Origin of the sequence: Anaerobacterium chartisolvens (genome assembly GCF_003337415.1) — a bacterium.
Lineage (GTDB): Bacteria > Bacillota > Clostridia > Acetivibrionales > DSM-27016 > Anaerobacterium > Anaerobacterium chartisolvens.
In genome coordinates, this window is the sequence record NZ_QPJT01000004.1 from 140674 (window position 1) to 163451 (window position 22778).

The window sequence follows — 22778 nt, forward strand, 5'->3', positions numbered from 1 at the left end:
CCAATGTGATATCTGTTGGAACAGATTCCGCACAGGGCCTTTCTATAATTTTAGCAGGTACTATTTACCCCGCATTTCTTTTTCTGCTATTAGGCTTGTTTTGTGCATTCCACAGAGTACAATACAGCCCCTTGCTGTCAAGCAGCTCGCTATGCCTTCCCACCTCTGCTATTTTCCCCTTTTCCATAACCACGATTTGATCAACATTTTTTATAGCCCTTAAATGATGGGCAACGATAAGCACCGTTCGGTTTTTTGCAAGATTTGATATTGCCTTCTGTATTTTTTGTTCATTTATAGGATCAACATTGCTGGTCGCCTCGTCAAGAACAATAATTTCAGCTCCCTTTAAAAAAGCTCTCGCGATAGAAAGCCTCTGCTTCTGTCCGCCGGAGAGGCCTGTTCCGCGTTCTCCTACAATTGTATCATATCCTTTAGGCATTTCCATTATTTCGTCATGGATCATTGCCTGTCTTGCAGCTTCTTCCGCCTGTTCGCGTGAAGCAGCCTCATTTCCCATAAGCAAATTCTCATAAATGGTTCCTGAAAAAATAAAAACATCCTGCATAACAACTGCAATATTTGTAAGAAGAGTATTATAGCGTATATCTCTTATGTCGATGCCCCCAATCCGTATGCTTCCTCCGTGGGGATCATAAAATCTGAGCAGTAGATTTGTCATAGTCGTTTTGCCTGACCCGGAAGGCCCAACCAATGCCGTCATCGTGCCGTGAGGCACCGTCAGGCTTATTGACGATATTTCAAATCTTTCCTTTTTATCCTCCTTATATGAAAAGCTTACTTCCTCAAAGCTTATGCTGCTGCTTTGGGGAAATTCTCCCGTGCCGTTATCAGTAAGCACCGGAGAATCTGTTATTCTCCTTATCCTGTCGTAGCTGCTCTTAACCATTATATAATTGACATAATACGATTCAGCTGATGCAAAGGGTTTTATGAATTCCTTGCTTAGTATTGCAAAAATTATATATTCTTCAGGAGTCAGCGCTCCTCCAAGAACTATATATGCGCCGAAAGTCACAACTACAGCAAATGATATTTCCAACCAGACAAAATAATGTCCCGATACCACGGCTATAGAGTTTGCAAGCCTTGTGCTGCTGATTCCGAACTTCTTAACCGAAGAATCCAACCGTCTTTGCAGGGAGGCATTTTTTTTATATGATTTGAGTATTGGCATCCCCTTGGTAAATTCCAGAAAAAGCCCAAGCATTTCGGTATTATCTGAAAGATTAGAGGCGTGCGCCTTTTGCCGCTTCCTTGTTCCCGAAGCGAGGACAATTAATGCTATCGGAATACATAGCGCCATTGCAGCCCCCAGCCTCCACTCCATTGTAAAAAGATACGCGCCGAGCACAGCGGAAACAGCTATACTTGCAAACATTCTCGACCACAGATGAGCTATTACCATTTCCATTGTATCCACATCCTTATGGATTACCGAGCTTACCTCCGCAAGCTGCTCCCTTGTGTAAAAAGCCATGGAAAACTGCTGAAGCTTAAGGGTTATGGATTGGCGCAGCCTTTTGACAAGTGAAAAGCCGGCACTGTGGTTAAGCCAGTCCCCCAAAGCGGCGGCAGCAGCCTGAGACAGCAGCAGCAGTCCTACCGCTGCAATATAAGGCTTAACGGTACCATTGTCAACCGTCCCTCTAACAGCCCCGAATATCATATGCAGAGCCGTCAGAATTGCCGCCGCTCCGCATAGCGAAGAAACAGCAAAGCATACTGAGGCACCGATCATCTTTCTTATTTCCATTTTGTCGAGATTAAACAGAAGCTTCAGCATACCTCTTCCTCCTTTACAGTCCAATTTTCCACGGCATACTGGGCATCCATAAGCCTTTTATACAGATCACACCGTGAAATCAGCTCCCTATGTCCTCCCTGATCCGCAATCCTTCCGTTTTCCACAACAATAATGTTATCAGCGTCAGATATTGTATTCATTCTGTGCGTGATAGTTATTGTGGTTTTGCCCTTGCTTACAGCTTCAATTGCTCTATGGACAGCCTGCTCGTTTTGAGCGTCTATAGCTGCGGTGGCTTCATCAAGCACTATGACCGGCGCATTCTTAAGTATCATCCTGGCAAGTGAAATTCTCTGCTTTTCACCGCCGGACAACCGGCAGCCTCCCTCTCCCGCCTGTGTATCGTACCTGTCCGGAAGAGACATAATAAAGTTATGAATCTGGGCTTTTTTAGCAGCGTCATATACCTTATCGCGCTTAGCCTCGGGATTTCCTATTAAAATATTTTCGTAAATTGAGGTATTAAACATAAATGCATCCTGCTGTACATATGAAACAAGCTCTGCAATTGAAGCCTCAGAGATATTACAGGTTGGAACTCCGTCTATTGAGACTTTTCCGCTGTCAGGCAGAAGGAAGCCGTTTATCAGCTTACCTATTGTCGTTTTGCCTGACCCCGAGGCCCCTACCAGTGCCGTAGAAGCATTTGACCGGGCTGTGAGCGAGATGTCGCTTACTGCGGCAGAATCAGCATAGGCAAAGGATACCCCTGAAAACTCTATATCCCCCGGCATTGCTTTTGCCGCCTTCTCGCTTCTGTCCCTTACAGGTATTGAAAGAACAGATAAAATAGCCTTTCGTGAAGAATTAAACTTCATAACCTTAAAGGTGTAAGTCAGCAGCTTTCCAAGCGACTCTCCAAAAAAGCCCGCAAATATAATGCTTATCACAAAGTCCTTATATTCTATGCTTCCTTCTATGAGAAAGCCTGTTCCTATGGCCGCCGTCAAAAACACTCCGCTGCTTATAATACAGCTTTGTATAAACTTAGAGAAGGTCATGACGGTGCTTACTTTTTTCACCCATGATATATAGTCCTTCATCCTTTGCAATATTTCGTTGGTTTTACCCCTCCCTGTATTAAAAACCTTTATTACACGAATCCCTTCTATATATTCCAGCAAATCGGCAGTCATTTTTCCCGTTCTTTGAGTCAGCTCTTCAAACTTGCTGCTGTAGCGTTTCATAAACAGCATCATGAACACAATAAGAACAGGTATTTGTATTGTCAATATAAGCGCGAACTGCCAGCACACGGTATACATAAATGCAAGCACGGCAACAGGTATTATGGATGCAACCAGCAATTCGGGAAGCGCATGAGCAATAAAGACCTCAACCTGTTCGACCTCGTTGTCGACTACCTGAGCAAAGCTTCCTGATTTTTGTCCCGCAATATCCGACAGCGATAAACGCTCCATGTGAGAAATAATTCTTTTCCTTATATCTATCAGCGTAGAAAAGGCGACCCTGTGCGAGACAGCTATCCCAAGCCCATAAAAAACCGACTTGGCAATAAGCAACGCGGCTATTATTATACACTGCACAGCTATCCTGTCAAAGGGCTGCCTGCTCGCCAGCATTTCAAGTATTGAAAGAAGATTAAAAAAGGGTATGATTCCGCAAATAACGCTTGCGGCAGTGATGAGCGCCGCCAGAATGCTTCTTCTCATATCCTTGGCAGACAGAAGAGAAATATCGTTTTTCATTTAATACAAATCCTCCTAACGTAATGCAGAGTCTATGATTACTATTGCCGCACATACTGCGGCACCCGCCGCAATGAGCATATAATCCCGTGCAGACACAGTGATGCTTTTATATGACGTTTTAGCGCGGGCAGAATTAATGCCTCTGGTAATGCATGAGGCCGACAGCTCATCAGCAATACGCGCGCTGCGCATTAAAAGCGGAACAAGCATATACTCCGTCTGCTTTAACGGATGCGTAAGGAAGCCTTTAGCTCCTATGGGTATACCCCGTATATTCATTGCGTCTCTTATTGCCGAAAACTCCGACTGAATAGTGGGAATAAAGCGCAGAGTTACAGCCAGAGGCACTACCACACATCTTGGAATGCGGATACGCTCAAGAGCCTTTATAAGATCCGTCGTCTCTGTGGTGCCATAAAAAATCACCGCTCCCATAACCATTGTCAGTATTTTGCGGAACGCCTCAAGCACCTGACCCAGTGTTGCGACGTATTCATTTGGACTACTCTCCGCAAGTGCTTGCGCCGCACACAGCAGCAATGACGCTGCCAGCATTCCCATACCAAGGCGGTAATTTTTCATAAAGCACAGCAGCAGGGCAAATATAACACAGGGAATGAGAGATACGGCGTAAGACGTCGTTGTAAAAGCCGTGCCTGAGATCACAACAATCAGTATGAATTTCACCAGAGGATGGTATTCTGTATTCCGGATATCAGCATACATAACGTCCTTCCTCCTGAAAAAGAATTGAATGCAGGCAGTTGTCCTCCGACATATTAAAATCCTTTACAACCTCACCATTATCCAAATGCAGAATACGCGTGCAGGTTTCATTTAAAAATTCATAGTCATGAGATATGATACAGATAATTTTCCCTTGCTGAGATTGGAGCTTAAGAATCCCGCTCACCATTTTCATACTCTCATAATCCAGTCCGCTGGTAGGCTCATCTAAAAGCAATACAGCAACATCCTTTACAAGCATGGCTGCAATTACCACTCTCTGCTTCTGCCCTCCTGACAATGAACCCGGATGCCTGCTTTCAAGCATTTTAATACCCATATTTGACAGTATGGTGTCTCTTTTTCTTTCAAGCAGCTCGCTGTGCGGACACCCAAGCGTTACCTCCTCTGATACGCTCTCCGCATACAGTTGGTAATCGGCGTCCTGCATAACAAAATACGATGCTTTGATGCGTTTTTTTGCCGGCAGCGGTACCCCATTCATACTGATGCTTCCTGCCTGAGGCTCCATAAGTCCTGACAGCACTCTTAAAAGCGTTGTCTTCCCCTTGCCGTTTGCGCCTATAATTCCTATTATCTCGCCTCCTAAAGCTGAAAACGTTATATTTTTTAACAATTGAGCTCCCCTGCCGTATTTAAACGCAACCCCCGAAACATCTAGCCTGACTTCCGAGGGTAAATTTGCACGGTTATCCGCACGGTTATCCGCACTGCCCTTCCGTGCGAAGTCCTTAAGCTTCAGCGACCTTAAGCCGTGCGCCGCAAGCCGTGCGGGTGTAAGCTTCGATATTTCCTCTCTTGCCGCCTCCCATTCTATTTTCCCTTTGTCAATATATATGATTTTGTCGGCAACATCCCTTAAATAGTATAGCCGGTGCTCTGAAACAATTATTGTATAGCCCTCCGCCTTAAGCCTTTTTATCATACCTCCCAACGCAAGTGTGGACTGTATATCAAGGTTCGAGCTTGGCTCATCCAGTACAAGCACCTTGGGCTTTAAGGCTACAGCGGAAGCCAGGGCTACTTTCTGCTTTTCTCCGCTCGACAGCTTAAACACGCTTCTGCCCCTTAAATTATCAATATCCATCCGGGTCATTACCTCATCTATTCGCCTGTTTATCTCATGTGTACATACACCGTAGTTCTCCATTGCGAATGCCACCTCACTGGTGGTGTTTGTGGTAAAGAACTGGGAGCGGGGGTCCTGAAATACAGAGCCGCATATAGGCTCAAAATTCCATAATAATGCTCCCCTTGCCGGTGTCCCGTTAATTATCATCTCTCCCGACATCTCGCCGGGATAAACATCGGGAATCAGCCCGTTTATGCATCTGGTAAGCGTTGTTTTGCCACAGCCGCTTTTCCCTGTGAATACAACACACGACCCTTCCTGAATTTTTAAGTTGATGTTTCTCAGTATATAGTCCTCACAGCCTGCTGCCTTAAAGCTTACATCCTTAAATGTTATCATCCTGCAACACCCGCTTTCTCGAAATGCTTTTTAAACACCCTTGTTCCTATATACCCTCCTATAATTCCGGTTGCCAGCATAGCTGCGGTTGTTACCAAAAACACCATTCCCGTCATTCTTTCAGCCGCGCTCTGTTTATGTGCCAGAGCATTCCCCTCAAAGAAGGACATAAACCAGTCTGTAAAGAAGAAAAAGAAGAAAACCTGACCGTAGTACAGCCCCAGCATAAGAAGCGTATAAGAAATTACTGTCCTCCATTTCGATTTAAAATCACCGCATATTATATCCGCCAGCAGCCCTGCCGCAGGTGCCAGTATCAATGTGGCATACAGTCCCATGAGCATCGAAAAGACAATTCCGTGCAGTATTCCCGAAATAAAAAACATCCCCCTTTTCCCGGTTTTCTGCGCTAAAAGCATAAATACAGCCCCATTAAGCAATGCGGCGATGGGCTGAGATGCAAAAGAATGTAAAATAGGTACAGGCATGGTTATAACTCCCACAAACAAATACAACACAATTGCTACGGCATTGAATATTCCGATTGTAATAAGATCCTTTGAAGTTAATTTTCTCATAATATATTCTCCTTTTTATAATATTGACTCTATACCTCCTGTGATGCCCAGCTCATCAAGCAGCTCCTCTATTTCCCCAGCCGAATCCACCGCGTCATTATAGAATTTTTCAACCAAGTCTTTGCTAAGCACACCGCTGCGTATTTGATTGCTTAATTCAAAATCCACATAGCTGGAGGTTTTATTCATGTACGCAAGGTGCATCCAAAGCTTTGCAAGGCGGCAGCCCGACGCGATATACGTCTTTGAAAATTTATTTATCGGCCTCCAGCCTAATTCTCTTTTTATAACCTCCATCATGTGCAGGGGTTCATATGGAAAGTGCTGATACATAAACAAGCCGGTTACCCCTTCAGGGAAAAGCTCATCCGGAAAAAACGCGATTAAATCCGGCTTCCTTTTCAGCCTGAGCTGAGTTTTGGCCTTTACAAGCGAATCGCTTATCATTTTTATTGTAAACATCCTGCGTATTTTCCGCGCCTCATCAATCTCGTAGCTCTCCCCCATTCCAAATACCTGCTCGGGATTATGGCCTGAAAATACCATGGGTATGCCTCTGGCCTTTGCATACTCCCCCGCCGCCCTGATCATTACTCTCCCGCAGTAGTTGCATATATGTCCATGGCTTTTATCCCTAAGCTCCTTCTCGGTAAAAAGAAAATGAAAGAAATTTTTCGTCAGCTCCCGCGGCAAAACATTTTTCTCTAAAGGAATATCAAGAGCCTCGCATATTTTGCTTGCATTATCAAAGGTTTCCTGATATTCAAAGTGTATGTCATTAATAAGGCCCAGCAGCTTTAAGCCGTATTTTCTCTTCAGCGTATACGCAAGATAAGCGCTGTCCTTTCCTCCGCTCATCATAACCACGCCGTCATACTCAGCCCTCCCCTTAAGCCTTTGAATTGTGCCCTCAAATATTTCCCTTAGTTCCTCCCAGCCCATTCTTTCTTCCGCCGCCTCCCGGCTGCATACATTGCATACCATATCCTCATTTAAATGCACATTATGATAAGGGTCCTCCTGAAGCAAGCATTTCCTGCACCGCCTATGCGTAAATTCTTTCATCCATTTTTTCCTCTCTTATTTTCTCTCTGCACTGGTGTACAAGAGTTTCCAGTCTTGTGAGATTGTTTGCCTGATTTTGCCCCTGGCATATCAGTGTCATAAACGGTATATTGGGATACTCTCTTGTAAATCGCTCCATAAGAGATTCCACCACCATCCCCGGCACACAATTAAACGGTATTGCATTTATAATACCGTCAGCCCTGTAATTAATCATTTCTATGGCAGATCCCATATGTGTGCCCGCCTTAAGCGTTATCCCCGATTTCCTTACATGGTTTAGCATACACGGGTCAAAGTCGTATCCCAGATAATTGATTACAGGCTTTACATACTTTGTTTCAAGGCTGTCAATAATTCTGTTTTTAAGCCTTGCCAATGCGGCGTTAAAATGCTTTCCCGCCTTTTCGGAATAGTAGATGTTTTTATACAGTGTATACTTAATCAGCTCATGGGCAGGCGGAGTCACAACCTCAGCACCAAGCATTTCCAGTGTGCGGATCATGTCATTGCTTGAAAAATCAACATTCCTTATATACGCTTCCCCCATAACCCCTATACGCGGGCGCTTTACAGTACGGTCAACAGGTATGGACAGCATTGCCGACGAGGCTCTTCCAAGGGCATCTGAAAAACCCTTTCCCATTTCCAGAGAATACCCCACCGAATCTATGCATTCCTCAAATACCCGCTCCGTCATGCCCTTTTCACACTCATAGGGCCTGATGTTCATAAGCATACGGTTTAATATGTCAAGGGCAAAAAACGCCTTTACGGAAGTAAACATATATTTGGGGGAGGATATAATTTTTTTGAACTGCGGATTGGCCTTGGCATAGTCATCTACAATTACAACACTCTCCATATCCGGTTTTTGCTTCATGAGCTTTTTCAGCGCGACATTATGCAGCGGGTTAAATGAATCATACCTGCAGCTTCCGCAGGAGCCGGGAGAAAAAAACGCCATTCCCTTTTCCTCAGGCGAAGCCATAATTTTCTTAAATATATCTCCCGTCATAAGAATACACGGATAGCATTCCTCCCCCGTAGTAAACCTTTTGCCGCATTCCAAGCTCTCAAGGTCGGGCTCGGGAAGAGATACTGCGTTTATTCCGCAGTGTCTGAAGGCATATGCCCATATTCTTGAGCCCCTTGCCACATACGGAATATACAGAGTTTTAATTTGATCCTTTACAAAGGGCCTGCGCTGTACCCTTTCCGGAAGGTATTTATGTGTGTTGGCTCTGGACTTGATTGCATCAAGGAATGCTTCGCAGCGCGTTATTATGCCGGCCTCCCCCGAATGCTCGTCAATTTCGAGGTATAATGCAGGCTTTCCGCCCAGCTCACTTTTAATAAAATGAGACATCATGGAGTCATTTACACAACTGAAGTTTGTCACAAACACAGGATATACATTGGGTATTTTCCTTATAATATCCGTAAGCGACATCATTCTCTGCCCCATAGCAAGAGTGGTGTTATACCATGAGGAATGCACCTCCTCCGTCCCCGACAGGTCAAAGAAGTCCATTGGAAAGCAGTGTACCCCGAGCCCCCTCCATATTTTAGGCAAATCCAATGTAAGAGCCTTATCGCAGGTGTTGTGAAGCTTTCCTATAAGCACGACGGCCTTATCGTCAGGAGGTATCGCCGCAAGGGCCTCCCTGCCCCTCTTAAGCATGGTATCCCTGAAGCCGTAATAGGCGTCGAATGCCGCTTCACATGCCCGGCGCACGTGATTTAAGGAATAATTCCCGATACTCCTCATCATTTTGTAAAGCTCCTGCTTGACAGACTGCTTTCCAAGTCTGAAATGCAGCTCCGGCTTAAGTATCTTTATCCGTCTTTCGTCCATATGCAGGGACTGGCTTGCCATTTCGGGCATGAATATTGTAAAATCACAGTGGTTTGCCATGGGATGATGCTCCGGCGAGCATGAACAGGCTTCACGGACAGAGGGGATAAATGCAAAATCCACCTGCCCGCTTTCGGCTTTATCTGCAATCCAGCTTACATGCCCGTGTGCAAGCTTTGTAGGGAAGCATGAGGATGTGCGTACGCTGTCAATCCCTCTCTTTATAATTCCGCGGTTGGATTGAGGGCTGGCTGATACCGAAAAGCCCATCTCCTCAAAAAAAGCCTTGAAAAACGGAAAATACTCGTAAAACATCTGAATGCGGGGAATCCCCACCACAGGCTTTTCTCCTCCGGCTCCCGATTCAGCTCCCAGAAGCCCTTCTCTTTCGTTAAAGTAATCGGGAATACTGCTTTTACTCTGTGCCAGAGATACCTCATATTTTTCACAGCGTCCCCCATAATACAGCGTCCTGCTTCCCTCTTCCGAAATCCTGTTTATTTCACAGTGATTATCACAGCTTGGACATTCAAAGGTATCGGCCTTAAGGGGCCTTTCGAGACAGTCAATGCCCTTAAACCGGGACTTAAACTCAGCGTTCCCGGCATAGCTCCTATGCGCAAGCAGGCAGCAGCCCAAAGCCCCCATAACCTCATGATGTACAGGCACATTTACAGTTTTTCCCGTAACCTGCTCGAAAGCTGCCACAACTGCTTTATTGGTGGCAACTCCTCCCTGAAAAAATATGCGCCTGCCTATGGGGCGGTTTTCCACAACCTTATACAAGTAGTTATTTACAATAGAATATGCCAGCCCCGCTGTGATATCGGAAATTTTTTGCCCCTGCTGAAAATATTTTACAACCTCCGATTCCATAAATACCGTGCATTTCTCTCCGCAGTCCAGAGGCCTTGATGAGGATAGCGCCAGCCGTGAAAATTCATCCTTTATCTTAACATCAAGCTTTTGCGCCTGCTCCTCCAAAAAGCTCCCTGTTCCCGCCGCACAAGCCTTATTCATCGTGAAGTCGTCTACCATTCCTCCGCATATATGAATATACTTGGAATCCTGACCCCCTATTTCAAAAACGGTATCCACCTCGGGGTCCATAAACACCGCCGCCTCCGCATGGGCAGTAATTTCATTCTTTATAATATCCGCTCCTATGAGATCCCCTATAAGGAATCTGGCCGAGCCCGTGGTAGCCGCTCCGGCAATGGACAGCCCGTTTCCGTAAGCAGCCCCAAGCTGGCGCAGCCCTTCTCTCACAGCCTCAACAGGACGGCCCGCCGTCATCAAATACCTTTTGAAAACAACCTTCGCCTCACTGTCTATGACAACAATATTAGTAGAAATAGAGCCTATATCTATGCCTAAAAACACAGCCTCTCCCGTCCTTACACCGCGATCGTCACAGCAGCTCACGCCACACTCCGTCTTTGCTTTCAGTGCGGGGAGCTTTTCCTTAAAAGCCTCATTTCCGCCTTCCCTGTCAGGGGATCGTATGCCTTTGTACGCAACCGCCTTCCCGGGGTTGTCAAGCAGCCATCCCACAGCCCCGTACGCGCAAAGCACAGTGGCATACTCCGGCACATACATTTGCTCCTCATCCATCTCAAATACATTGCGAAACGCCTTTAAAACCCCCGGATTCATTGATACACCGCCGGTAAAAGCCACCGGGGGACACAAATCCTTTCCCTTTGCAATATTGGCCTTGAAGTTATTTGCAACAGCCATGCACAAGCCCGAAACTATGTCCTCCTCAGGGGTGCCCTTTTGCTGAAGGTGTATCATATCGGACTTTGCAAAAACAGAGCATCTCCCCGCAACCCTTGCCGGGTTATGGGACATAACGGCCCTTTGGGCAAACTCCTGGATAGTGAGCTTAAGGCGTGCTGCCTGCTGGTCTAAGAAGCTTCCTGTACCGGCGGCGCAGAAGCTGTTCATAGAGAAATCCTTAAGCATAAGCCTTCTGTTTTTTAAATTCTGCTCCAGAAAAATAAGCTTCGAGTCCTGTCCCCCTATATCAATAATGCTTCGCGCATGGGGACTTCTCAAGGCAACTCCCTTTACCAGAGCTATAACCTCATTTACAGCTACGCCATCAAGCATATTTAAAGCTCTTTGCGCTCCTATGCCGGTTACTGCGGCCGCTATGATGTCGTGCTTGCCCTCAAGCTCTGCCAAAGCTGAAAGAATAGTCTCGTCAATACGCCCATTGTGCCTTATATAGCTCGCCGACAATATATTTCCTTCCGAGGACGCAACCACTATATCAACGCTTACGGAACCTATATCAATGCCTATATAAACCGCCATTAAATCCTCACCCCTATTTGCTCTTTTATAAACGCGTCAAGCTCTCTGGCTAATTCCTCAGGGTGTGATTTAATAAGCATATGTGTCCCCGGAATGACGGAGTATTTTATGCAGGTGAGGTAGTCCCCCCACCTGTGAAAATTTTGCACAAGCTCAGGCTCTTCCTCCTGCCGTCCCAGTATGGCCAATGTATCCACAGAAACAGCCTCGCGGCAAAACTCATATTTTCTCATAGCACTCGTATCATTTCTAAGAGTTGCGAAATAATTGCTTTTCTCAAACGGGGTAAGTACATTGAGGTCAAACCCGTAGCAGTTAAGAGTATACCTGTATAGCTCCTCATCTCCGGCATCAAGTATAAAGTCCATTTCCTTTACGGTATTAGGGGGAGGGGAGCTTATAAGAATAAGCCCCGCAATATTTGCTTCATTTTTAAGCCTGCGCACAAGCTCATAAGCTATAAATCCTCCGAAGGAGTACCCCAGAATAAATATGGGGCCCTCCTCCTGCCTTATTAAAGGAATAAAAGGCTCTGCAAATTCTTCAATTGACGAAGGGGCCTCTCCCCTGCCTCCATGCCCCGGCATACACGCCGCAAACACATCCAGAAAATCCCCTGTAAGCTGTGACATCCTGTAGTACATTGACGCGTTGCCGCAGGCGTAAGGAAAGCAAATGAGCTTTCCCGATGCCGAAGGGCTAGATTTTAAGGATATCAGCAAGTGACTTTTCATTTGCATCCTCCCTTCCCATCACTATGTCTGTAATTATATCTGAGACATGTCCGGTATGGCTTTCAAGAAAAAGGTGATCGGCATCAGGAATAACTCTGTGTATAACCTCACGGGCATATTTCCCCCAATTCGGAAGGTATTCGGTAGACTCGATATACTGGTCTTTCTCTCCCTGAAGAAGATAGAGAGGCGCGCATATTTTTTTGCCGGAATATTTATATGTCATCATTGAGTTAAGGTCATTGCGTATTATATTGCAATTTAATGCAATCTCCTCGCAAGACATACCGGCAAACATTTGAACCGCCGCCTGCCCCGCCCTTTTCATATTGTCCACCATTTCAGAATCTGATGCGGCGGGAAAATAATGCTTTCCAAACATGTCAGGAGCCATGGATGACAGCATAATCAGACCGTCAACCAGACAATTTTTCCCTTCGAGCCTTTTTGTCAGCTCAAATGCCGGCAGGCACCCGAAGCAATACCCCGCTATATACAGAGGAATATCCCTTTTTTCAGATATAAAGCCCTCAAAAAGCTCTACCACCTCCTCAACCGTGGTCAGCAGCACCTTTGAATTTCCATGCCCCGGTATATTCACGCCCATGACCTCAATGGAGTGTGGCAGAAGAGATGAAAGCCCTGAAAACATCTTAGCCGTTGCAAAGCTGGAGGAATTGGGGAAAAACAGTATCCTTGCACAGGGCCTGTCACATGCTTTAAGAAACGATATATTCTCCTGTATTGACCTGCTGTATTCCATCTGCTTCTCAACCGCCTCGGAAAGAGAGGCGATGGTTCTGTAATCAAACGCATCCTTAAGCGCAAACTCCCCAAAGCCCTCCTCCTTCATTTTATTTACAAGCCGCATAGCCGAAAGGGAATCTCCCCCTATATCCCAGAAATTATCATGTATGCCTATGTTCCTGACATTAAGCAGATCCTCCCAAAGGGCTGTAATCCTCTTCTGTATCTCTGTCTCAGGAGCCTCATAGCCCGCGGACACGGCGGAGCTGTCAACAGCGACATCAGGAAGCCCTTTTATATCCAGCTTGCCGCTTGCAGTCAGAGGAAGCGACTCCATATGCCGGAAGTGGGCAGGCACAGCATAATCGGGAAGCCTTCCCTTGAGAAACGCCTTAAGAGAATGGTCAGGTATGGGAGTATTATCCGAAGAGGTATAGAACGCAACCAAAACAGTAATATTCTCCTTATTGCTTCTTGCAGTGACAACGGCCTCTTTAACCGACGGGTGCTCAATAAGGTTTTGCTCAACCTCTCCGCACTCAATCCTGTATCCTCTTAAGTTTACCTGAAAATCCTTTCTTCCAAAAAACTCTATATTTCCGTCGGGCAGCATCCGCGCCATGTCTCCCGTACAATACATTGTGTCATACCTGTCCGGCCTGAATTTATCCGGCACAAACGCCTGAGCCGTCCTTTCAGGCTTCCCGTAGTACCCCTTTGCCACGCCGTCGCCTCCTATATACAGGCATCCCACTGTTCCGGGCATACATAATTCACCCGCTTCATTCAAGATATACAGCTGATTATTGGGAAGGGGCTTTCCGATAGGTATTACAGTCAGTTCAATGCGGTTTTCGCTGTTTTTCGGTATGGTAAAGTATGAAGATGCCACAGTTGTTTCGGTGGGACCATATTCATTTGTAAAGTGTGTATCGGGATAATACTCAAGCCATATGTTCAGATCCTTGGTGTTTATAACCTCTCCCCCCAGCATTACTCTCAGCTCCCAGCTTATGGGAAACTCCCGTCTCAGCATTTGCCGTGTGTTGGCTATAAGAGAAAAGTGTGATGGTGTAACATTCAGGAACGTTATTCTTTTATTGCTTATAAACTCCAGAAGCTTTTCAGGGTCCCTCGTTGACTGCTCATCCAGCATGTGCAGGGTACTCCCCGAAACCAGCGGGCACCAGTTGGAGGCCAGCGTCATATCAAAGGAATATGATGTCACCATAGCACACTGGGCTTTTTCGTCTATGCCGTGGTATTGCTGAACCCAGTAAATAAAATTGCACAGCTTTTTGTGAGTAATCATAACGCCCTTAGGCTTTCCTGTAGAGCCCGAGGTATAAATCATATACGCAAGATTTTCGGGATTTGAAGAATTGCATAGCCGCTGGGGGTTGTGAAGCCTCCCGGCATCCTCCAAATCCAGTATTGAGGTTTCTCCCCGTGCTTCACACGCCTTTATGCCGTCGTTTACAACAATATACTTTAAATTGCAGGGAAGCTCCTCTCCTAACGAATCGATGCAATTATTCTGCGCAATCAGGATTGAAGCTCCGCAATCCTCTATCATGTACGCAATGCGGGAGGAAGGATATGCAGGGTCAATGGGTACATATGCCGCTCCGGCCTTCCATACCGCAAGCTGGGCCACTATCATTTCGGGCCTTCTGTACTGCAGCAGCGCTATAAAGCTGCCGTCGGCAGCACCGTATTCCCTCAGCAAGGCTGCCAGTTCTCCTGCCCTGCGGTCAAGCTCTCCGTATGTCACGCTCTGCTCCCCGAAAGTAAGAGCCACTGCGCCGGGATTTTTCTGTGCCTGCTCTCCCACCCATGCATCGAAGGTTTTAACGGGATACCATGAGTCGGTGGAGTTTACAGTGCTCATTAAATCAACATATGCGTGAGGAAGCAAATTTTTATTTGTAAACTTGCAATTGCAGCAGTTTAAAGGATATTGGTTTATAATCTCATTTAAAAGCGCCTCATACTGGTCTGAAAGAGTTTCTATAAATGAGTCCTCAAACATCCCTCTTACATAATTCCAGTCTATATAGTATCCGCCTTCAAAATCCATAAGGACAAGGTCGATATAGGTCCCGGGCGCTCCTGTGCGAAATGAAAGGTTGTCAATTTTAAGCGTTTCAAGCTTTGAAAGCTGTGCCCCATAAAGTCCTATAGAATTGCTGAATATAATGGAGCTCATAGATTTCGGCTGTATTCCGTTGGCTTTTGCAGCCAGACGCGAAAGCACTATTGAGGATACAGGCACCTCCAGCATGTTTCTTACATAGCTCTCAACCTTTTTTGCTATCTCTATTGCGTTTTCCTCATAGGAGGTTCTTATTCTTACCGGAAATATGTCAATGAATGTGCCTATAACTCTTCTGGCTCCGGGGAAGTAGTGCTCCCTGTTAAAGATGGGCATATTTATTATAAGGTCATCCTGCTGTCCCCACAAATTCATTATCTTAAAGTACGCCGCCAAAAGCAGTGAATTAAGAGAAACCCCACAGTCCTTTGCTATAGTATTAAGAGAATTTATTGCCTCTCCGTCAATTCTTCTATGCAGCGTATCAAAAAATATCTCGTCGATAGACGAAGGATTTTGCTTAAAAGGAAGCTGCACATTTGAAGGAAAATCCCTGAAAATATTGACCTGGCTCTCAAGAGCCCTCTTGTATTTATCAGTCCTCTGCCTTATCTCCTCAAGACTCACATAATGCTTGAAATCCAGCGGCTGCTCGGCAAATTCTGCCGGCCTGCCCAAAGCAATGCTCTCATACGTCATGAAAAGCTCCTCAAGGAGTGTGAGCGTACTGTATCCGTCTATTATAAGGTGTTCTAAGTTAAACATAAATACATGCTCATTGTCCCCCAGCTTAAATATCTCTCCGAAATAAAGCGGAAATTTATCCATTTCAAACCTATAGTCTCCGTTCTTTATTTCTCTCGACTGCAAAAAGGCTTCCTGCTCACTGCTTTCCATATGTGAAATGTCCTCATAATAAAAGGATGTCTCAGGCACGGAGCTTAAAATTATCATTTCGGGCCTGCCCTGCGTCTCATCTATCACCGCCCTGAGTACGGGATGGTATTGAATAAGCCTGTTATAAGCCTCATGGAAGGCCTCTCTCTTGAAATCCCCGTACATCCTTACGCTCATAAATATAAAGCAGCTTAAGCCTGAGGGCTCATTTTTGATAAAGCCCTTGCGGTGGAAATACAACGTTTCCTGAAAATTCATAAGGGGGAAACGCCTCTCTCTCTTCAACGTCTGCTCATCATTGGTGTGCAGCACTATAGGCCTTAAGGCTTTAGCCATATCTCTTATGGATTTTCTGGAAAGGATGTCATTGTGCTCATCGCCGACAGCAAAGGCCTCCTTTATCTTGGAAGCCATTTCAACAGCCTCTCCCAGCCCCGACGCCCTGGACATAAAGTCCTCCGTTACCCCCAGCTCGTGTTCCTCAATGCGAAGCACACCGCATATTACATCCAGCAACAGAGCCTCAAGCTCATTTTGAGGAGGCTCCTTTGAAAAGTCCCTTTGCTCCATATACTCCGTCTGTTCCTTAAGAGTGGGATACCTATAGCAGTAATGAGGCATGAACCTAATGCCGTAATGCTCCTCCATACGCCCCTGAATGCTAAGTGCCTGAAGCGAATCGCATCCCAGCTTAAATACGCTGTCATGCGGCGCTATATTCCTCGCGTCCTCATCAGACAGCCCCAGAACCTCTCTCCATATTTGCCTTATCACCGCCTCATGGTCATTTCGCTGTACGGCCGAAGGCTGGTTTTCCAATACAACCTCTTTATCACAATATGCTCCCTTTTTATACTCCTCTGCAAATATCCTTCGCGATATTTTGCCGCTGGTGGTTCTTGGGATATCACTCATCCTTATTTTAAAGAACCTGTGGATGCTTACACCACTCAAGCGATTTACAGCTTCCTTTACATCCCCAAGAAGCCTGTTAATATTTTCTCTGCCTTTCTTAGGAGGGACAAAGAAGCAAAGCACCTCCTCGGTATTCTTTTCCTCATCATATATACCGCAAATGGTAAGCGCCCTGAACGCATCTCCCGAATGTGACGCGGCAATCATTTCCAGATCATACGGATAATAATTGTGCCCGTTTATAATAATCATTTCCTTTGCGCGCCCTGTAATGTACAGCGCACCTTCGTCATCTGTAAATCCCAGATCTCCCGTATTAAACCATCCCTCGCGGAAGACCTCCCTATCAGCCTCAGGGTTTTGGTAGTATCCCTTTGTAACATTGTCACCGCTCAATTGCACAACCCCAAGAACATTATTGCCGCACGGCTTGCCATCATCATCCACAATACGGACATCGGAATACGGCACAGGGAAGCCCACCCTTGCAATATAAAGGCTGTTTGGAGAAGCCTCCTCAACATACTTTATTTCCTTTTGATTATGAAGAGCCTCCCTGTCAATGCACACATACCGTATCCCATCTCCCGAGCTGCCCAAAGCCGATGCAAGCACGGTTTCGGTCAGCCCGTACCCGAATATCAGGGCAGACGGTGAAAATCCATTTGGTGCGAGATATTCCACAAATTTTCGCGCCGCTCTTACCGATACCATCTCCGCCCCTTCCAAAAGCACCCTCACACAAGACAAATCCAAATCCTTTACGGCATTCCTTCTTAGATTTAACACATTACATGTAAATTCTATTCCCGTATTTGTAGAGCAGGTTATTGTCGCTTTATACTGATCCAGCTTTTTCAGCCATGCTATAGGATTATTGGCAAATTGCTCAGGCGTCATCTTTACCTGGTTCATCCCTCCGCCCACTGAAACAAGATGACAGCCAAACAGTCCAAAATCGTGAAAATACGGCACCCAATAAGCCATAACATCTTTAGGCCGTCCCTGCTCTGTTGCAAGCTTTGCTTTTATGTTTTGAATCATATTAAAGCTGTTAAGCATAACACCCTTGGGGATTCCCGTACTTCCGGAAGAAAACTGAATTATAACGGTACGGTATTCATCAGCAGCCAAAGGCTCATAGTCGTTGTGAGACACAAATTCGGCCTCAGCAAAAATTTGCTCCGCACACAAAAGCTCCTTATCCTGCTGTTTTACAATACTGTGTATAACAGAATAAAATTTTTCCTTTTCAGAGTCACACATAACAGGTGAATTAAGTATACTAAGTACCCCTGCAAGCCTCTTGTTTTCAACCTGCTCATAATCATTCGCGGTAACCGTAGGGAGAGGGGCAGGCACCACTCCGGCCAGTATACATCCCCAAAAAATATTTATAAACAGCCTATCGTCATTAACAAGCGTAATTAACTTGTCTCCCGGATTAAAGCCGCGCTTTTGCAGCACCACAGCAATGCGTCTTGCTCTGGAATAAAGCTGTGGATACGGCTCAAAAAAATCCTCCCCCTCTGTCTTTACATAGTATATCCCCTTCCCGGGATACCTTTCAGCGCACCGCTCAAGCATAAGGCAAAGATTGGGCGCAAAATCAGGATACCGCTCTTCAAAGGAAGACAGAACCGATTTGTGATATAAATTTTTAGCAGCTTCCATTGTACCTCCTCATAAAATCTCAATTTGTATTTTGAGTTGAATTTGATTCATATGAATTTTTTTATATGTTAACCGGTTATTAATTTTAATTATGATTATTTTGATTTTGATAATCATTATCATCTAAAAGTCAAAATTTTTTGCCTTTTTCAGACTGTCAATATATTCTTATTATTAATCTAAGTATATATAACCAGTATAATGAATTCGACTCCCAGAGGAATTTTTAAGTCCTTAAACGATAATCTTTAGGATTGACGCCATATTTTTCTCTGAAGGCCCTTGCAAAATGCCCTGTATTTGAATAGCCCACTTCATTTACAATTTCATTTATATTCATATCGTGCCCGGCGTCCAAAAGCTCTCTGGCCTTTTCCAGCCTTATATCCTTCAGATAACCGAATATTGTGTTTCCATATAAATGCTTAAAGCCTGATTTTAGCTTACACGAGTTTAATTTTACCCGCTCCGACAGCTCATCTACAGATAAAGGGTCTGTTATATTTTCATGAATTATTTGTCTCGCCAAGTTAATCTTTTCTATATCCGTTTTGCGAAGCATGACAGCAATTTCAGTCTTTTCACGGGAAATAATCTTTTTTTCCAGTGCAAAGGAAATTATCTCCATGGCCTTGCATTCCAGATACATAAGCTTTGCTATACCGCTGAACGTGCAGCCTTGCATCTCTGAGAAGGGAGCCTTAAGCCAAGGGCATATAGGATGAGGCCGCATGAGATCATCAAGGCTTTTAATGTCGGCTCGCCCGTAACCCTCATCACAGCCGTCGGGATCATAGCGAAATATACCTGAAAACGGGTTGTATGCTGCAATTGAAATACATTTTATATTCATATTTGCCGGTATCTCGATAAAGCCCTCATATTTGCCCCTTACATAAATAACCATGTTTCCTTCGTTAAGCAGCAGCTCTCCCATGCCCTGTTCATTCCTAAGAACCCTTCCCTGTGTGCAATAAACCACCTCAAATACCGGTAAGCTGGTTTTGAATTGGAATTGTATAGCCTTTTTCAGGCACAAGTTTATCATGCAGATTTCAAGTCCGTTTTTTAGCGAATACCTGTCCATACAGCCGCTCCCGTATTCCTCCGCAACTCTGTATTTATGCTGTATGCCAGTACTCTCTCCCATAAAATTGTACTTCTCTGTAAAAATATTAAAGAAATCCTCAGCCTTGCTTATATACGCTGTATATTCCAAAATTCAAAACACCTTACCTTGATTAAAAACACTCATCGTTTTTTTGATATTGATTATCATTATTATTTTAGCAATTTTATATATTCTTTGTCAATATAATCCAAGTTGTTTATACAAAAAAAGATACGTGAAAACCTATGAGGCATCACATATCCTTTTTAATTTTAACTGAATTGACGTTTTAAAATTCATTATAGTTACGAAAATTTCTCCGGGTCAGCTTTTCCATTTTGACAGAGCATCCGCAAGTGCTGAGTTTATCTGTGTATCCTCCTGCTGCCTGTTTAAAAACTGGCTGACCTCTTTTTTGTTTACCTGTTCCCCCTTCCTCTTCTGGAAGGCCTCAAGCTTTTCACGGTAGCCGCAAACACAGTAGAAGCTCTTATTATCTCCCTCTCCCCGTATCTCCATCTTTTTGTGGCACTCGGGGCACCGGGCATTAGATACCATCGACAGCCCTTTGCGGTAGCCGCACTCCCTGTCCTGGCACACCAACATTTTACCCTTCTTTCCGTTAACCTCAAGCAGGTATTTTCCGCACTCGGGGCATTTTTCACGGGTCATATTGTCATGCCTGTAGGCTTCCGAGCTGGCGATTACATTTGAAACAAGCTTCGATGCGTACTTCCTCATTTCCTGAACAAACATATCCGCATTGGCCTTTCCCTTGCTTATTAGCTGGAGCTGCTTCTCCCACTTGGCGGTAAGCTCAGGTGACTTTATATCGGCCGGAACAAGTCCCACAAGCTGTATGCCCTTGGAGGTAGGTATTATTTCCTTGCCTCTTCTTTCCATATAAAAGGAGTCAAACAGCTTTTCTATAATATCCGCTCTGGTTGCAGGCGTACCAAGCCCGCTTGTGCTTTCTATAATTTCAACAAGGGCCTTATCGTCTACAAACTTTCCGGGATGCTCCATAGCAGAAAGGAGAGTGGCCTCATTATACCTCGCGGGAGGCTTTGTCTTTCCGGCCACCGTCTTTACCCATGAAAAATTCACCGCAGCCCCCTTTTTTATATCCGGAAGCGACTGGTCGGCGTCCTCCACGTCGTCATCCTCCTCAGTATCGGCAGCTCCTCCGTACACGGCCTTCCAGCCCGCCGCCTTCACAATTTTGCCCTTTGCATAAAACAAGTGTCCCTGCGCGTCAATCTTCACCGTTGTCTGCTCATATTCAAATGCGGGGCTTAAAACAGCAATAAACCTTTTCACTATAAGGTCATATATACTGCGCTCCTCCTTATCAAGAACGCCCAGATTTACATACTGCTCAGTGGGAATAATTGCGTGGTGGTCTGTAACCTTGCTATTGTCAACCAGTCTTTTTGTGACATTTATTCTATTTCTCAGAACCGTCTGAGCCGCAGAGGCATAGGGCCCCACCGCAATGCTTTTAAGCCTCTCGGGAAGAGTGGCTACTATGTCCTGCGTAATATACCTTGAATCGGTTCTGGGATAGGTAACCAGTTTATGGCTCTCATAAAGCTTCTGCATAACAGACAGGGTCTTCTTTGCTGAAAAGCCATATTTGCGGTTTGCATCCCTTTGAAGCTCGGTAAGATCATAAGCGAGTGGTGGAAGCTCCTTCTTTGCTTCCTTTGCCACATCGGAAACCTTTGCGGTCCGGCCCTTAACGGCGGATATGATGTCCTCCGCCTTCTGCCTGTCAAAAAGCCTTGTCTGTCCGTTCAGCTTATCCTGCCACCGTACGTTAAAGCCGTTTGCACCCGCTTCAATCGTCCAGTAATCCTTAGGCACAAATCTTTTAATTTCATTTTCTCTCTGAACAACCATTGCCAGCGTGGGTGTCTGCACCCTGCCCGCCGAAAGCTGGGCATTGTACTTGCACGTCAAGGCTCTGGTAATATTGAGCCCAACAAGCCAATCGGCCTCCGCGCGGCACTTGGCCGACTTAAACAGGTTGTCATACTCCGCCGCCGGACGTAGCCTGCTAAAGCCATCCTTTATGGCCTTATCCGTCTGGGAGGAAATCCACAGGCGTTTGACAGGCTTTCTAAAGCCCGCCTTAATCATAATCCATCTTGCCACAAGCTCCCCTTCGCGCCCCGAGTCGGTGGCTATAACAAGCTCATCTATATCGCCTCTCTGCATAAGCGTCCTTACGGTATTAAACTGCCGGGCGGTCTCCTTTATAACAACCAGCTCCATTTTATCGGGAAGCATAGGAAGGGATTCCAGCCTCCATGTCTTATACTTTTCGCCGTAGGCTTCGGGGTCTGCCAGCGTCACCAAATGTCCCAGCGCCCACGTCACAATATATTTTGAACCCGTTATATACCCGTTTCCGTTCTGTCCGCAGCCCAGCACCTTTGCTATATCGCGCCCGACAGAGGGCTTTTCGGTTAAAACCAGAATTTTTCCCATTTATCAAATCAGCTCCTGTTATTTTCTATTAAGCAAAATACTCCTATAAGCTTATCATAAATCCTCGCATATAGGAAATACAAAAAACAGTGACAGTGGGACGGGATCATGTTTCGCTTATTCGGCGGGAGGATATCAGGTGGAAGTAACTTCGAGGAAAAACAAATATCTAAGTAACAAAAAACGTTCTGTGTAATATTCTGTAATCTAAGCTTTATGACATTGGTCTGCCGTCTCTAGATTTCTTAGAACAAAATACATTATGAATTATTGTAATAATAATTTAAAGAGACACATTAGACCTAATATGTTGTAATATATCGTAAAATGTAGAATTATTTATATTGATTAATTAAATATACCCTGTTATAATTTGTTATGTGTTCGAACACAAACAAAATAATTTGTGGAAGCATTTAGCTTGAAAAATATTGAAAACGTTTTAATATTTATTACAATACTGACTATGTGTTACACAATGTCAGCAACCACTTTACTTAAAACATTTCCAACCGTTACCTCTATAATATA

General features: G+C 45.1%; 11 protein-coding genes. All 11 read right to left on the minus strand.

Annotation, left to right across the window (positions count from 1 at the left end; all coding sequences use genetic code 11):
- Positions 1 to 64 precede the first annotated feature (64 nt).
- The 11 genes from DFR58_RS04840 to DFR58_RS04890 all read right to left on the minus strand — a co-directional run bounded on the left by DFR58_RS04840 (position 65) and on the right by DFR58_RS04890 (position 22247).
- Positions 65 to 1807: an ABC transporter ATP-binding protein gene (locus DFR58_RS04840; protein ID WP_114296682.1), complete on the minus strand. Its 1743-nt coding sequence runs from the start codon at positions 1805 to 1807 to the stop codon at positions 65 to 67.
- Positions 1801 to 3537 (minus strand): ABC transporter ATP-binding protein, encoded by a 1737-nt coding sequence (locus DFR58_RS04845; protein ID WP_114296683.1) that lies wholly within the window; start codon positions 3535 to 3537, stop codon positions 1801 to 1803. The genes DFR58_RS04840 and DFR58_RS04845 overlap by 7 nt, the downstream gene beginning before the upstream one ends.
- Positions 3538 to 3552: 15 nt before the next feature.
- Positions 3553 to 4266 carry an energy-coupling factor transporter transmembrane component T gene (locus tag DFR58_RS04850; RefSeq protein ID WP_114296684.1) on the minus strand — a complete coding sequence of 238 codons (714 nt, stop codon included), beginning with the start codon at positions 4264 to 4266 and terminating at the stop codon, positions 3553 to 3555.
- The gene (locus tag DFR58_RS04855; protein ID WP_114296685.1) at positions 4256 to 5758 is read right to left on the minus strand and encodes an ABC transporter ATP-binding protein; all 1503 of its coding nucleotides are present in this window, start codon (positions 5756 to 5758) and stop codon (positions 4256 to 4258) included. Before DFR58_RS04855 ends, DFR58_RS04850 begins: the two co-directional genes overlap by 11 nt.
- Entirely contained in the window at positions 5755 to 6336 is a 582-nt protein-coding gene (locus DFR58_RS04860; RefSeq protein WP_114296686.1) for an MptD family putative ECF transporter S component, read from the minus strand. Before DFR58_RS04860 ends, DFR58_RS04855 begins: the two co-directional genes overlap by 4 nt.
- A 15-nt stretch (positions 6337 to 6351) precedes the next feature.
- Positions 6352 to 7401 carry an adenine nucleotide alpha hydrolase family protein gene (locus DFR58_RS04865; RefSeq protein WP_114296687.1) on the minus strand — a complete coding sequence of 350 codons (1050 nt, stop codon included), beginning with the start codon at positions 7399 to 7401 and terminating at the stop codon, positions 6352 to 6354.
- Entirely contained in the window at positions 7382 to 11581 is a 4200-nt protein-coding gene (locus DFR58_RS04870; RefSeq protein ID WP_114296688.1) for an acyl-CoA dehydratase activase, read from the minus strand. Before DFR58_RS04870 ends, DFR58_RS04865 begins: the two co-directional genes overlap by 20 nt.
- Complete coding sequence (locus DFR58_RS04875) at positions 11581 to 12315, minus strand: thioesterase II family protein (protein ID WP_170138035.1); 735 nt, start codon at positions 12313 to 12315, stop codon at positions 11581 to 11583. Before DFR58_RS04875 ends, DFR58_RS04870 begins: the two co-directional genes overlap by 1 nt.
- Positions 12281 to 18643 (minus strand): non-ribosomal peptide synthetase, encoded by a 6363-nt coding sequence (locus tag DFR58_RS04880; RefSeq protein ID WP_114296690.1) that lies wholly within the window; start codon positions 18641 to 18643, stop codon positions 12281 to 12283. Before DFR58_RS04880 ends, DFR58_RS04875 begins: the two co-directional genes overlap by 35 nt.
- A 226-nt stretch (positions 18644 to 18869) precedes the next feature.
- Positions 18870 to 19862, minus strand: a complete 993-nt coding sequence (locus tag DFR58_RS04885) for a helix-turn-helix domain-containing protein (RefSeq protein WP_114296691.1) — start codon at positions 19860 to 19862, stop codon at positions 18870 to 18872.
- 216 nt (positions 19863 to 20078) lie between these two features.
- Complete coding sequence (locus tag DFR58_RS04890; protein ID WP_114296692.1) at positions 20079 to 22247, minus strand: DNA topoisomerase III; 2169 nt, start codon at positions 22245 to 22247, stop codon at positions 20079 to 20081.
- Between the last annotated feature and the right edge of the window lie 531 nt (positions 22248 to 22778).